The sequence below is a fragment of the Marinobacter mobilis genome, assembly GCF_900106945.1.
Lineage (GTDB): Bacteria > Pseudomonadota > Gammaproteobacteria > Pseudomonadales > Oleiphilaceae > Marinobacter > Marinobacter mobilis.
Genome location: NZ_FNNE01000001.1, coordinates 318,029 through 332,833 on the forward strand (window position 1 = coordinate 318,029; position 14,805 = coordinate 332,833).

General features: G+C 58.9%; 9 protein-coding genes. 5 read left to right on the forward strand and 4 right to left on the reverse strand.

The genetic code is table 11. The features are described 5' to 3' along the window. Positions 1–227 precede the first annotated feature (227 nt). Both BLV11_RS01450 and BLV11_RS01455 read right to left on the reverse strand, forming a co-directional pair. A complete protein-coding gene (locus BLV11_RS01450) occupies positions 228–1,340 on the reverse strand; it encodes a branched-chain amino acid ABC transporter substrate-binding protein (RefSeq protein ID WP_091811158.1) in 1,113 nt (370 codons plus the stop codon). Between the two features lie 133 nt (positions 1,341–1,473). Continuing rightward, positions 1,474–2,382, reverse strand: coding sequence for a TPR end-of-group domain-containing protein (locus tag BLV11_RS01455; RefSeq protein WP_091811159.1), 909 nt, complete (start codon positions 2,380–2,382; stop codon positions 1,474–1,476). Positions 2,383–2,615: 233 nt separating this feature from the next. On the opposite strand from BLV11_RS01455, the gene BLV11_RS01460 reads away from it, so the two are divergent. Next, positions 2,616–3,116, forward strand: a complete 501-nt coding sequence (locus tag BLV11_RS01460; protein WP_091811160.1) for a MarR family winged helix-turn-helix transcriptional regulator — start codon at positions 2,616–2,618, stop codon at positions 3,114–3,116. 173 nt (positions 3,117–3,289) lie between these two features. Here BLV11_RS01460 and lon read toward each other — a convergent pair whose 3' ends face one another. Then, on the reverse strand, positions 3,290–5,728 hold the full coding sequence (lon, locus tag BLV11_RS01465; protein ID WP_091811161.1) for an endopeptidase La: 2,439 nt from the start codon (positions 5,726–5,728) through the stop codon (positions 3,290–3,292). Positions 5,729–5,901: 173 nt separating this feature from the next. Between lon and BLV11_RS01470 the strand changes: the two genes are divergently transcribed. Both BLV11_RS01470 and BLV11_RS01475 read left to right on the forward strand, forming a co-directional pair. After that, the gene (locus tag BLV11_RS01470; protein WP_091811162.1) at positions 5,902–6,765 is read left to right on the forward strand and encodes a thioredoxin family protein; all 864 of its coding nucleotides are present in this window, start codon (positions 5,902–5,904) and stop codon (positions 6,763–6,765) included. Positions 6,766–6,951: 186 nt separating this feature from the next. Next, complete coding sequence (locus BLV11_RS01475) at positions 6,952–8,394, forward strand: hypothetical protein (RefSeq protein WP_139173190.1); 1,443 nt, start codon at positions 6,952–6,954, stop codon at positions 8,392–8,394. A 69-nt stretch (positions 8,395–8,463) separates the two neighbouring features. Here BLV11_RS01475 and BLV11_RS01480 read toward each other — a convergent pair whose 3' ends face one another. Then, positions 8,464–9,828, reverse strand: a complete 1,365-nt coding sequence (locus BLV11_RS01480) for a KamA family radical SAM protein (RefSeq protein ID WP_091811164.1) — start codon at positions 9,826–9,828, stop codon at positions 8,464–8,466. A 613-nt stretch (positions 9,829–10,441) separates the two neighbouring features. Between BLV11_RS01480 and aceE the strand changes: the two genes are divergently transcribed. Then, entirely contained in the window at positions 10,442–13,105 is a 2,664-nt protein-coding gene (gene aceE, locus BLV11_RS01485; RefSeq protein WP_091811165.1) for a pyruvate dehydrogenase (acetyl-transferring), homodimeric type, read from the forward strand. Between the two features lie 10 nt (positions 13,106–13,115). Beyond that, positions 13,116–14,759, forward strand: a complete 1,644-nt coding sequence (gene aceF / locus BLV11_RS01490) for a dihydrolipoyllysine-residue acetyltransferase (protein WP_091811166.1) — start codon at positions 13,116–13,118, stop codon at positions 14,757–14,759. The last annotated feature ends 46 nt before the right edge of the window (positions 14,760–14,805 follow it).

The window sequence follows — 14,805 nt, forward strand, 5'->3', positions numbered from 1 at the left end:
TTGTGGGACTCCGACAAACCTGCTCTCACAATTCTTCCGCCTGGAATGCCGGGGTGCCAGCGCCATGGTCTTAAGAATTGCCGGTAGAGCTTAGAAAAACACCTTCTCCCGGATCACGGTGAGAAGGTGTTCTCATTTTTGGGGAACCGCCGAATAACGCCAGGTGTGCCTCCTTGTACGTTAGCGTCGTCTTGGGTTCCCTCGTCTCGTTTTTCAACGAAAGTTGGTTAGTTTACCGGAGTTTTGCTGCCATCTGAATGCCATTCGTAGACAACGAACTCGAATGAGCGCATGTCGCCCTTGTCGTCGTACTGAACGGTGCCAATCGGCGTGTTAAAACTGTTTGCGCGCAGGGCTGCGGCCACTTCCATCGGATCATCGGATCCGGCTTGTGCAATGCCGTCAGCGATCAGCTGCACTGCGGTGTAGGACGTCAGCACGAACGGACCGGAGGGGTCTTCGCCCTTATCGTTGAAGGCCTGAACCAGGGCTTGGTTCTCCTCCTTCTGATCAAAGCTGGGCGGCAGGGTTACCAGCAGACCTTCAGCGGCATCGCCGGCGATGGTGTTGATGTCCTTGTTGCCGACCCCTTCAGGGCCCATGAAGACCGCGTCGAGATCCGCCTGGCGAGCCTGGCGCAGAATCAGGCCGAGCTCCGGGTGATAGCCGCCGTAGTAGACGTAGTCCACATCAGCCTGCTTCATTTTGGTGATCAGTGAGGAGAAGTCCTTGTCGCCGGCGGTAATACCTTCAAACATGGCGATTTCAACGCCAGCGGCTTGCAGGGTGTCGCGGACGGCCGTCGCGATACCTTCACCGTACTGCTGTTTGTCGTGAACAATGGCAACGCGCTCAGGGTTCAGGCTGGCGATGTGCTGGCCGGCCACCGGTCCCTGCATGCTGTCCAGACCGATCGTGCGGAACACCAGTTCATAGCCCCGCTCGGTGATGTCCGGGCTGGTAGAGGCGGGGGTGATCATCAGTACGCCTTCGTCTTCATAGATATCGGAGGCAGGCTGAGTCGAGCTGGAGCACAGGTGCCCGACGACATACTGTACGCCCTCGTTGACCAGACGGTTGGCGACGGTTACCGCCTGTTTCGGGTCGCACACGTCGTCCACTTCAACGGCTTCGAGCATTTCGCCGTCAACACCGCCGTTGGCATTGATCTGCTCAATGGCCATGCGGGCACCGGAGAATTGCATGTCGCCATATTGGGCAACCGGACCGGTCATTGGGCCGGCAATACCAATCTTGATTTCAGCAGCGACCTGGCCGGCAGCCATTACTGCCACTGAGGCGCCCACGGCGGCCGCAAGTTTTTTCACAGATGTTCTCATGGGTTCTGTCCTACATTGGGTCAGGGTTATTCTTATGTTCTCAACGGCTTAAACAAACACTACAGCGCCGACCTTGTCAAGCTGGCAGGCGGGGCAAGTCGTTGGAACCGGGAGCAAAGCCTGTGCCAGCGCTTTATTCGTCAACGCTGTCCTCATCGGGAAAGACGACGGAACGGAACTGTGCGTGTTCGTGCAGGCGGGTGAAGCTGGGGTCTGCCGCGGCGTCTTCGCGATAGGCTTCGGAAATTTCCACGGCCTTGGCGAGGGTATTGACGGCGTCTTCCCAGCGACCGATCTCCGCATAGGCGCAGGCCAGCTGGTAGTGGGCGTGACCGTTATCCTGCGCCAGCTTCAGGGCGCGCAGGCAGAGGCTGATAGCCCACAGCGGTTCCTGCAGTTCCAGCACAGCGTCCGCCTTGTAGCTCAGTGCTTCAACGTCATCCGGGCGGAGGTCGAGAATCTGGTCATAGACGGAAATCTTGTTCTGCTGGGACGTTTCCTGGCTTGCTTTCAACCAGAGCGAATGCACCTCGTTGGTGCGTTCAATTTCCGCCTGGTTCTGGTGAATGATGTCGGATTTCTGTTGGAGCTGTTCTTCGATGGTTTTCAGTCGTGTTTCGTATTCGATGACCAGCTCGTTGACCCGTTTTTCCGCCAGGCTGGTGAGCTGCGAGCGCATATCGCGAATGGAGTTCCAGCCGATGACGACCAGAATCGACGTGGCTCCGGCGATGAGATAGAAGAAATAGGTCACCGTATCGGTGGCGTAGGACATCGTCTTGTCGGCCACTGACAGCTCTTTTTCCACCACCTTTTCGATCAGTTCCGCCCGGGTTTGCAGCAGTTCAGTGCGCAGGTTCCTGACTTCATCAAGCAGGTAGCGCTCGACAAATGGGTTGTACAGCGGCTCTTCAAGAGTCTCGATGCGTTGCTCCACATCGCTGGCGTCAACCTCCCCCTCTGCCAATTCCTGGGCTCCCGCGTAGGTGGTCAGAGACAGCAGGCAGGCGACGATGACGGTGCTGATTCCATTGGGCAGCATCCGCAAGGTAGAGAGCATCTTTATCAAAGGCATTGGCACATCCGTTTCAGGTCAATGGGGTTGACTGACTGACCTTATCATAGTGGCTGACGGAATAAATGCTGACGACCTCTGGTCTTGCCGGTTGCGAGAGGCACTGACTAAATGCCGCGGGTCTGCCAAAATGCTTTGTACTCGTAAAAATACATTGCCTATAATTCGTGCCCTTTTGATGTCTCGGGTGGGGGTGTACCGTGAACAACTACGAACAGGTCCTGGTAGCGTTGCGGCGTGTCATCCGGGCTACGGATTTACATTCCAAACGCCTCAGCAAGCATGCGGGCCTGACGGGGCCACAGTTGCTGATCATGCGGACCATCCGTGAGCTGGGCGAAGTGACGATCGGAACCATCGCCGACAAGGTCAGCCTGAGCCAGGCGACGGTGACCACCATCCTGGACCGTCTTGAGCATCGCAATCTCGTTTACCGGGTCCGCAGTACCCAGGACAAGCGTAAGGTGCACGCGCATCTGACCGAACAGGGCGCGGAAATCCTGGCCAGGGCTCCGTTGCCGCTGCAGGAAGAATTTATCGAAAAGTTCCAGAACCTGCAGGAGTGGGAGCAGACCATGATCCTGTCGTCACTGCAGCGGGTGGCGAATATGATGGATGCCGACAAGATCGATGCGTCGCCGGTGCTGGACGTTGGGCCGGTGCTGCGTGAGGATGGCTGGAAGGACACCGGCAAGAAGTAATTCCTGTCACGGCTGGTGAGATGTCATCCCGCCGTTTCAGATCCGGCGAAAGCCTTCGGGTGGGGCGTCTTGCTCCTTGGCTTTGACGGCACCTCCCTGTGCCGGCACAGCTACCGAGGCGTCCATGCCTGTGTTCCGCAGGACCACCTCCCCCTCGAAGGCTTGCGCGAATGTCAGTGAACGCTCGCTTTTCTCTTCGCCTGGTCTTCAAAACACACCTGGAAGACCTCGCCATAATGCTTGGCAAAGTGCACCTCAAGCCCTTCTCTCAGGTACTCCGGGAGCTCATCGTAATCCGCCTGATTGGCCTCCGGCAGGATCAGGGTGGTGATCTTCTGGCGCCGGGCCGCAATCACTTTCTCGCGGATACCACCGACCGGCAGCACTTGCCCGGTCAGGGTCAGTTCGCCCGTCATGGCGATGTGCTGCCGCGGTGGTTCATTGCGGGCGATGGACAGCAGTGCGGTGGCCATGGTGACTCCGGCACTGGGGCCGTCTTTCGGCGTGGCGCCCGCGGGTACGTGGAGATGGATCAGGGACTTGTCGAAAAAGCCTGCGTCGCCTTTGTAGCGTTTGAGATTGGACGACACATAGCTGTAAGCGATTTCAGCCGACTCCTTCATGACGTTGCCCAGTTGGCCGGTGAGCTTGAAGCCTCGCTGGTTGGCGTGAATGCGCGATGCCTCGATACTCAGGGTTGCGCCCCCCATAGCGGTCCAGGCCAGACCGGTGACCACGCCGACACCCTTGAGTGAGCGTTCTTTCTTGAAGGGCGGTTGTCCCAGGTAATCGGCCAGGTCGGAAACACCGACCTTGATGGGCGTGTCCGGATCTTCCAGCAGTTTCACAATGCCCTTGCGGATGATCTTGTGGATCAGCTTCTCGAGATTTCGCACCCCCGCTTCGCGGGCGTAGCCGTCGATCACTTGCTTCAGGGCGGCGTCGGTGATGTTGAGTTGCTTTTTCAGCAGGCCGGCTTTTTTCAGGAGCCGTGGCAACAGATGGTGCTTGGCGATAACCAGTTTTTCTTCAGCGATGTAGCCGGACAGCCGGATGGTATCCATGCGGTCGAGCAGTGGCCGGGGAATGGTGTCGAGCTGGTTCGCGGTGCAGATGAACAGAACCTTGGACAGATCCATGCGGACATCCAGATAGTGATCGAGGAATTCACTGTTCTGTTCCGGGTCCAGGGTTTCCAGCAAGGCCGAGGCGGGGTCGCCCTGGTACGAACTGCCAATCTTGTCGATTTCATCGAGCATGATGACCGGGTTGGCGACTTTGACGTCCTTCAGGGCCTGCACGAACTTGCCGGGCATCGCGCCGATATAGGTGCGGCGGTGTCCCTTGATCTCGGCCTCGTCGCGCATGCCGCCCACACTGAACCGGTAGAACTCCCGCCCCAGCGCCTTGGCGATGGAGTGACCGATGGAGGTTTTGCCGACCCCGGGTGGTCCGACCAGCAGCAGGATAGAGCCAGACACTTCCCCCTTGAAGGTGCCTTCCGCCAGAAATTCCACAATCCGGTCTTTGACGTCTTCAAGGCCATCGTGGTCCTGGTTGAGGATCTTGCGTGCCGCGGCAAGATCGAAGTGATCCTGGGAGGTCTTCCCCCAAGGCACCTGGGTCAGCCAGTCGAGGTAATGGCGGGTAACGCCGTATTCTGGGGAGCCCTGCTCCAGTATCTGCAGCTTCTGCAGCTCATCCTTGAAGCGTTCAGACACATGTTCAGGTGGGTCGAGCTGTGCCATGCGTTGCTCGAAGCGCTCGGCATCGGCGGTCCTGTCATCCTTGGCGATGCCCAATTCCCGTTGAATCACTTTGAGTTGCTCGCGGAGGAAGAACTCACGCTGATGCTTTTGCACCTTGTCATTCACTTCCTCGCTGATTTCCGCCTGCAGACGGGCAACCTCCAGTTCCTTGCGCATCAGCAGCAGCACTTTTTCCATCCGTCGTACCAGCGGCACGGTGTCGAGCACATCCTGCAGCTCGCGACCTGGAGCGCTGGTCATGGAGGCGCCAAAGTCGGCCAGCGGGGAGCTGTCGTCCGGACCGAAGCGGGACAGATACTGTTTCACTTCCTCGCCATAGAGCGGGTTAGTGCGCAGGAGGTCCTTGATAGCGGTGATGATGGCCAGGGTGTAGGCTTTGAGTTCGTCGGCTTCTTCATCCGGTACTTTCGGGTACTCCACCTCCACAAGGTAGGGTGGTTTGCGCCGCAGCCACTGGACAATGCGAACCCGTTGCAGGCCCTGGGCGATGAACTGAATCTTTCCGTTCTCCCGTTGAACATGGTGTACCCGGACTGCACAGCCCATGGTTTCCAGCTCCTCGCTGGGCGGTACCTGATGTTCGGAGTCGGGCGCGTCCACGAAACAGATCCCCATGACCTGGTGGTCGGTTTCACCCACGCGCTTGAGGGTTTCGTCCCATGGCTCCTGATTCACCACGACAGGTTGCACCTGCGCTGGAAAGAATGGCCGGTTGGCCACCGGCAGGATATACATGCGGCGGGGCATCATCTGCTGGGGCAGGGCGAGGTTTTTGCTGTGTTCGTCCTTGCCGATGTATTCGGTGACGTCCTCGATGACGTCGTGACCGTTGTCTTCGTTCATGGCGTTGGGCTCTGTCCGACTTTGTTTTTTGTTATGTGACGCCATCTGCCCGATTTTCAAGGCAAGAGTGTGAGTAGCGTTATGTCGTAAGATCGGGGCAAGGCCTTGAAATTTTCCCGTCAGTCATCACTAATGGGGTAACTTTTTCACGCTTATCCGACCAGGTGTTGACCATGAGTAATTCGCCCTACGTTTTTGAAGCCACGATGGAGAACTTCCAGGATTCGGTCATGGTGGCTTCCTCCACGACCCCCATCCTGATCGACGTATGGGCAGACTGGTGTGCACCCTACAAGCAGCTGATGCCGTTGCTGGAGAAGCTGGCAGATGAATATAAGGGGCAGTTCCTGCTGGCCAAGGTCAATGCTGACGAGCAGCAGCAGTTGACCGGAAGCCTCGGCGTTCGCAGTCTGCCAACGGTTATCCTTGTAAAGGATGGTCAGGCCGTGGACGGTTTTAACGGTGCGCTGCCCGAGAGTGAAATTCGCAAAGTGCTCGACAAGCACGTTGAAGCGCCGGCTGAAGATCCCTATGAAACGGCGCATAAACGCTGGAATGATGGCGATGCCGAGGGTGCTCTGGCGATCCTCACCGGGATGAATCAGGCCGATCCGGAAAACCTGAAGGTGCTGATCGATATCGCCCAGATCAAGGCGGAGCTGGGGGATGTCGAGACCGCCGAGCAGATCCTTGAAAGCCTGCCGCCGGAAGAAAAATTGCAGCCACAGGCAAAGCAGCTGGCGGCCCGTATCAAGTTCATCAAGCAGGCGGGCGAGTTACCGCCGGTGGCAGAGCTCGAGAAAACCCTGGCGGCAGAGCCCAAGGATCCCGCTGCACTGCATCAGCTTGCCCTGCAATATGTGCTGAAGGAAGAGAACGGCCAGGCGATGGAGTTGCTGATTCGCCTGATGCAGGCGGATTCAGCCTACAAGGATGGCATTGCCAGAACGACGTTGATCGAACTGTTCGACAAGCTGGGTAATGCCAATGCGGATGTGCGGGCGTACCGGCGTAAGCTGTACACGCTGATGCACTGATTCGCCGCAGTGCCGGGATGGCGGGCCCGTTTGTGAGGGCTGACATCCCGGTGTATCCCTCGCCAGCCGCGTCAGTCTCTCCAATCCCCTTCCCTTTTTGTTGCCCCATTTGTCAGGCCCCGGAACCAAGCGGGTCCACGTTTGCTCTAACCACTGTCTGTGCATGGAAATAGGGAGCGCCGAGCCATGGTATGGCGATTGGGGTGTCTGCTTTTAGTCTCTGCTTTGGTGATGGGTGCGGGCTGCGCCAGCTATCGCTCCAGCTCTTCGCCGGCGGTGGTGAGTGGTGAATGCGCCGCACAGTTCCGCTGGTGGCGGGCGAACAGTGTGCGAGCCGGGACCTTCGATGCCCAGGACTGGTCGCCCCCTGGCTTTCCCTACCTGCGGGTTGACCGGTTCCTCGCGAGCTATCGTTTTTCCGGGTTGTCTCGTGAGCAGCAGGAACACTGGTTGCAGCTGGCACTCGATCGGGCAGTCATTGCCTGGGAGCAGGAGGCTGAGGGGCAGGGCGAGGTGGTTGAAGGCCGGGTTGCCGGGCTGGTGGCGTGTGGCCGGCGGGCGGCTGACCGGCTTATGGCTGAGCCGCGATTGTGGGCCGAGCTCGATAGTGCCAAGGATGTACCGGATGCCTACAGCACCGTGGCGCGGGTGTTGGGTTTGTATCCGCTGGTTGAGCCAGTGATCCGTTGGCGGGCTGCGGAAGTGATGGGCGCACTGCGGGAGCAGTTGGGGCGAGAGGTGCCTGATGGGCCGTGGCAGTTTTTCCGCCCGGGCGCTGGGCCGGCTTTTTTTGCGGCAGCCCGAGATGGGGGTGCGGCCTGGCCGTCTCCGGTGTTGGGCGGGCCGGATAGTCGGCCTGACGAGGTGTGGACGCTGATTCACCGGCATGCGCCGCGCTATGGGGTAGCCACCCGCAGTCGTCATGACCGGCCGGGGCGTCCGGGTCGCGATCCGGGCGGCCAGCTGCATTTTTTGCCGGAGCCCGTGGTGTACGCCCAGGTTGCGTTCACCCGGTGGCAGGGGCGGGTCCTGCCGCAATTGGTTTATACGATCTGGTTTTCGGCCCGGCCCGCCGCCACGGTTGGCGATATCTATGCGGGCGCGCTGGATGGTCTGGTGTGGCGGGTGACCTTGGGGGTGGATGGGCAGCCGCTGGTATACGATGTCATGCACGCCTGTGGCTGCTATCACCAATGGTTGCCGGTGAAAGGGCGGCTGGCGGTCAGGGAGGGGGTCGAGGTCAATCGGGAGCCGTTCTGGTTGCCGGCATTCGTTCCGCCCTCCGCTGGCCCGCCCACGCTCTATCTGGAATCTGCCACCCATCATCTGATCGGGGTCGCGTTTGAGTCTGTCGGGGAAGGTGCGGTGCGGTACCGGGTTGCAGATTACCGGGAGCTGCGCGGGCGCAGTTACGCCGGAGGCCGATTGTTTGGGGTAGATGGGCTGATTCAGGGAAGTGAGCGTTCAGAGCGCTACCTGCTCTGGCCTACCGGTGTGGTCTCAGCTGGCGGCATGCGCCAGTGGGGGCATCACGCCATTGCGTTTGCCGGGCGGGTTCACTTCGATGATCCGGAGTTGCTGGCGCGTTATTTCGTTCCAGATCGCGGCCGGGGTGATACGGTGCAGTAAAGGCGCTGGGGTCGTCGGGGAGGCTGGAGGTAAAGCGGCAGCCCTGGCGGGCAGGGCTGCCGTACTTGCTTAGCCGTTGCCCTTGCGCATTTGCTCGTACTCATCCTCAAAGAAGAATTTTTCCTCCCCGAAGGCCGGTTCAAGCTGGTGCAGCCAAGTGGCGGTTTCGCTGTACTTTGCGAAGAACGGACGTTGGACCCAGTCCGGATTGCGGCCCTGCAGGAAGCGCAGCACGAAGACCTTCTCGCCGTTGATCTCGGTGACACCCTGAACCTCGACCTTGCCGGGGCCCGCGCTCATGGAGGGGCCGCGGGCAGTGCGGGCGAGACCGGAAACCTGCTTGATGGCTTCGCGGTAAATGTTATAGGCGTCGGCCAGTGGCACCTCGAAGTAATTCTTGGCACCGGTGTCCCGTTCTACAAACATGTAGTAGGGAATGATGCCCAGCTTCACTTCTTTCTTCCACAGCCTGGCCCAGGCATCGGCATCGTCGTTGACGTGCTTGATCAGCGGGCCCTGAGCGCGAATTTCGGCACCGGTGGCGCGAATGCGGCGGATCGCGGCTTCGGCGATGTCGGTGCTGATTTCCTGCCAGTGATTGTAGTGCGCCATGATGGCCACGTGCTTGCCGGCATCAACCAGGCGGGCAAACAGATCGATCAACTCGTCGGCGTCCTTGTCGGTGACAAAGCGGTAGGGCCAGAAGGTCAGGGCCTTGGTGCCGATGCGGATGGTCTGGACGTGATCAAACTCAGGTTCCAGCAGCGGTTCCAGGTACTGCACGAGATTCTTGGTCTTCATGACCATGGGGTCGCCACCGGTAACCAGGAGGTCAGTGATCTCGGTGTGCTCCTTCAGGTAACCGTGCATGCGGGCGGCATCGGTGCTGGACATTTTCAGGTCCTTGTCACCGACAAACTGCGCCCAGCGGAAGCAGAACGTGCAGTAGGAATGGCAAGTCTGGCCCTGGGCCGGGAAGAACAGCATGGTTTCCCGGTACTTGTGCTGAATGCCATCGAGCACTTCGCCGTCCAGGGTCGGCATGTTCATTTCCATCTGCCCAGCCGGGTGAGGATTCAGCTCGTCGCGGATCTCCTTGGCCGCGGCCTGGATCTCGGCCTTGTCGGCGCCTTCCCGGTGCAGCTTGGCCATGCGCTCGTAGTGTTCATCCGTGAGCATGCCTTTTTGCGGAAACACCAGCTGATAGATCGGGTCATTCGGCACCTGGTCCCAATGGATCAATTCATTGATCACATACTCATTAACCCGGAACGGCAACACGCTGGCTACAACGCGCATTTCAAAGCGGGTTTCTTCGGGCAGTTGCTGGATGGCTTCGATCTTGTCGAGCTGGCGGTCCGTATAGACCTGGAAACGTCGTTCTTCGAATTCCTCAGCAGGAATGCGGTTAGGGAACGTGACGATGGAGTTCATGAATCGCCCTCTGTCTTGAAGCAAAAACGGAAGTGCCAGCAACGGAGGTGTGTCTGCTACTGGTCAAAAAACGGGCAGGCAGTATACATAAAACAGCAGGCATTTTCAGGTCTAATGAATGTTGGCGGGGAATTGTTTCAGGGAAGCGCGGCCTGAATGCTTGTCAATGGCTGTATGTGTGGTCGTAAGGCCATGATTGGGCGCAGGAAACAGCGTTGAAAAATGTTTAGGGCCGTAAAGGAGCGGAGGCAGATGGCGGAGCCGGTCCATGCGCGGTCTGAGACATTGGTCGGATGGGTATTGAGAGTTTAGTAAAAAAACGTCATTCTCATAAAATATTTCGTTGTTCAGGCCAAAAGAAGGGCTTAATTTACGAAATATAATGACCGCCATGCAGTAAATTAGTAATAAAACTACAACACGAGTGTGGTTGGTGTATTCGTCTCTTGCAGCCCGGTAACTCCGGGAGACTGATCTATGCTGTAAGCAGGCCTGCACCATGCATCACCTGGCATGGTCTCAATTTCATCGTGGCGTTCGTCGGCTGACGAGCGACTGCCGCGCAGCGCACCAAAGGCCCTGCGCCCCTACATTGTCAAAGTCGGAGGGTTGGATGTATCAGGACGAAGATCCCGTAGAAACCAGTGAATGGCTGGACGCGCTGGAGTCTCTGATCGAGCAGGAAGGCGTTGAGCGCGCCAAATATATTCTGGAGCGACTGTCTGAACGCGCTAGCCGGGATGGTACAGAACTTCCCTATTCCATCACCACGCCCTTCCGCAACACGATCCCGGTGACCCAGGAAGCCCGCATGCCCGGTGACCTGTTCATGGAGCGCCGGATCCGCTCGCTGATCCGCTGGAATGCGATGGCGATGGTGATGCGTGCCAACCAGCGCCCCGGCGAGCTGGGTGGTCACATTTCTTCGTTCTCGTCTGCAGCCACGCTCTACGACGTGGGCTTCAACTACTTTTTCCACGGTGGCGATGAGAAGCGCGAATCCGATCTGGTGTACTTCCAGGGGCATTCGGCTCCGGGCATCTATGCCCGATCTTTCCTTGAGGGCCGCTTCGAGGAGGAGCAGTTGGACAGCTACCGGGAAGAGGTCGATGGCAGCGGGCTGTCATCCTACCCTCACCCCTGGCTGATGCCGGAGTACTGGCAGTTCCCGACGGTGTCCATGGGGCTGGGGCCGATTCAGGCCATCTATCAGGCCCATGTCATGAAGTATCTGCACAGCCGTGAACTGATCGAGATGGGTGACCGCAAGGTCTGGTGTTTCATCGGCGATGGTGAGTGTGATGAGCCGGAAACCCTGGGTTCCATCTCGCTGGCGGGGCGTGAGAAGCTCAGCAACCTGATCTTTGTGGTCAACTGCAACTTGCAGCGCCTTGATGGACCCGTGCGGGGCAATGGCAAGATCATCCAGGAGCTGGAGGGCGTGTTCCGCGGCGCAGGCTGGAATGTCATGAAGGTGGTCTGGGGACGGATGTGGGATCCACTGTTCGAGAAGGACTCCAATGGCATCATGCAGCGGGCCATGGACGAAGCCTGTGATGGCGACCTGCAGAACTATAAGAGCAACGGCGCAGCCTATACCCGCAAGAATTTCTTCGGCCGCTATCCCGAACTGGCCAAACTGGTTGAAGGGCTGTCTGACGATGACATCAGTCGCCTCAACCGCGGTGGCCATGACCCCTACAAGATCTATGCCGCCTACCACCACGCCATCCACAACCATGGTGGCCGGCCAACGGTGATCCTGGCTCATACCATCAAGGGGTATGGCTTTGGTGCCGCAGGCGAAGCCCAGAACACCACCCATTCTTTGAAAAAGCTGGATCTGGACACACTGAAGGCGTTCCGCGACCGTTTTGCGGTGCCGCTGAAAGACGAAGAGCTGAAGGATGTACCTTACTATCGGCCGGCGCCTGACAGCCCGGAGATGGTCTACATGCGCAAGCGCAGGCAGGAACTGGGCGGCTTTTATCCCAAGCGTCGTAAGGACTGCCAGCCGCTGAAGATTCCCGATCTGGATATCTTCAAGGCCGTACTCGAGGGTTCCGGTGAACGCCAGATCTCAACCACCATGGCCTTTGTACGGTTGCTGACGGCGCTGACCAAAGATAAGCGGGTGGGCAAGCGGGTGGTGCCGATTGTTCCTGATGAAGCCCGTACGTTCGGTATGGAAGGTATGTTCCGTCAGTTGGGGATCTACACGTCAGAAGGGCAGAAGTACGTGCCCCAGGATCGTGACCAGATCATGTACTACCGTGAGGACAAACAGGGCCAGATTCTTGAAGAGGGTATCAACGAGGACGGCTCCATGGCCGCGTGGATGGCTTGCGCGACCTCTTACAGCAACAATGATTTCCCGCTGATACCGTTCTACATCTTCTATTCGATGTTTGGATTCCAACGGGTCGGTGACCTGGCCTGGGCATCGGGCGATATCCAGGCCCGTGGTTTCCTGATCGGCGGTACAGCCGGGCGTACCACGCTCAATGGCGAAGGCTTGCAGCATCAGGATGGTCACAGCCATATCCTGGCCAACACCATCCCCAACTGTAAGGCTTACGACCCGGCCTATGGCTACGAGATGGCCGTGGTGGTGCACCATGGTATGAAAGAGATGTTCGAGCAAAACCAGAACGTCTTCTATTACCTCACGGTGGAGAACGAAAACTACGCCCAGCCGGCGATGCCAGAGGGAGTTGAGGACGGCATCATCAAGGGTATGTACCTGCTGGATTCGGTGGAGATCAGCGGCAAGAAAAAGCATGCCCGGGTCCAGCTGATGGGCTCCGGTGCGATTCTCAACGAAGTGCGTGCGGCGGCTGAGTTGCTGCGGGATGACTATGGCATTGCCAGTGATGTCTGGAGTGTCACCAGCTACAACGAACTGGCTCGGGATGGTCAGCACGTCGAACGCTGGAACCGCTACCATCCGGATGATACCGCGCGGAAGCCTTATATCACCCAGTGCCTTGAAGGGCGCCAGGGCCCGGTGGTGTCGTCCACGGATTACATCAAACTGCACTCTGAACAGCTGCGTGCTTATGTGCCGAAAACCTACGTTACCCTCGGTACGGACGGCTTCGGGCGCAGTGACACCCGCGAAAAACTGCGGAGCTTCTTTGAGGTCGATCGCTACCATGTGGCCGTGGCAGCGCTGTCGGCCCTGGCCAGCGATGGCGAGGTAGAACGGGAGGTCGTGCTGGAGGCAATGCGCAAGTACGGTATTGATCGCAACAAATCAAACCCGGTGCAGAGCTAAGGAGATCGATATGAGCGAACAGGACATCAAGGTTCCCGATCTCGGTGGCGCTGATGAGGTGGAAATTATCGAAATCACGGCCAGTGTCGGGGATTCTGTCGGTGAAGAGGATCCAATCCTGACGGTGGAATCGGACAAAGCGACGGTTGAGCTGCCATCGCCGGTGGCCGGTACCATCACGGCCATTACCGTCAAGGTCGGCGACAAGGTCCGGGAAGGTGATGTGGTGGGGCGTCTGGATGCAGCAGCAGGTGCTCCTGAGGCCACTCCTTCGGATGCGGTCTCGGAGCCTGAGCCCGAGGTGGCTGAGCCTGCCGCGGAGGCGTCGGCGCCAGCCCCAGCACCCGCCGCTGGAGGCAGTCGCGAGGAGGTTGTCAAAGTGCCTCCGCTGGACGGCTTTGCCGATGTGCCGGTGATTGAAATTAACGTCAGTGAAGGGGATACGGTCCAGGTGGACGATCCTCTGGTCACGGTGGAGTCTGACAAGGCGACCATGGAGATTCCTTCTCCGTTTGCTGGCAAGATCGGCAAACTGTTGGTGGCCGTCGATGACAGGATTTCCGAAGGCGACGCCCTGGTGGAGATGACCGTCTCCGAAGCGGGTGAGGCGCCAGTCGCGGCATCGGCAGAGCCTGCCCCGGCAGCGCCGCCAGCATCTCCGGCGCCCGCACCCACTGCCCAGGTCAGCGCTGCGGCGCCGGCGCAGGACAGTAGCGTGCCTGCCGCTGCCGCTGCCGCTGCCGGTGCCCGGGTTCATGCCGGGCCTGCGGTACGCAAAGTGGCACGGGAGTTGGGCGCCGACCTGACCCGTGTGAAGGGCAGCGGGCCCAGGGGGCGCATTCTCAAGGAAGATGTGCAGGCTTACATCAAGCAGCAGTTGCAGATGTCCCAGTCTGGCGACGGTGTTTCCGGAGGGGCGGGCATTCCAGGTATCAAGCTGCCCGACTTTAGCCAGTTCGGTGAGATCGAGCGGCAGTCCATGTCCCGTATTCATATCGCCACTGCCAAGAATATGCAGCGGAGCTGGCTCAATGTGCCTCACGTGACCCAGTTTGATGATGCGGATATCACCGAGATGGAAGCCTTTCGAAAGAGCCTGAAGGCGGAGGGTGACAAGCGGGGTGTCAAGATGACGCCGCTGCCGTTCATGCTCAAGGCCTGTGCCCGGGCGCTGGCAGACATGCCCCAGTTCAACGTGTCCCTGGACCTGGACAAGCAGGAAATCATCCGCAAACGCTATATCCATATTGGTGTGGCAGTGGATACTCCGGCGGGGCTGGTGGTACCAGTGATCCGGGACGTTGATCAGAAGGGGTTGTGGGAGTTGGCTCGTGAGGTGATAGAGCTGGCCGAAAAGGCTCGTGATAAGAAACTCAAGCCAGCCGAGATGCAGGGCGCTTGCTTCACCATTACCAGCCTTGGTGGTATCGGTGGCACGGCCTTTACGCCGATCGTGAATGCCCCGGAAGTGGCGATTCTCGGAATCTCCAAGGCATCGATGAAGCCGGTGTGGGATGGAGCCGCCTTTCAGCCGCGTCTGATGTTGCCGTTGTCGCTGTCGTACGACCACCGGGCGGTCAACGGGGCGGATGGCGCCCGGTTTACCAATCGCCTTTGTGAGTTGTTGGGGGATATTCGGCAGTTGCTGCTGTAATTTTCCAGCCTGGTTGAGCGGTGGTGGGAGAGCGGTTGGCAGGGGA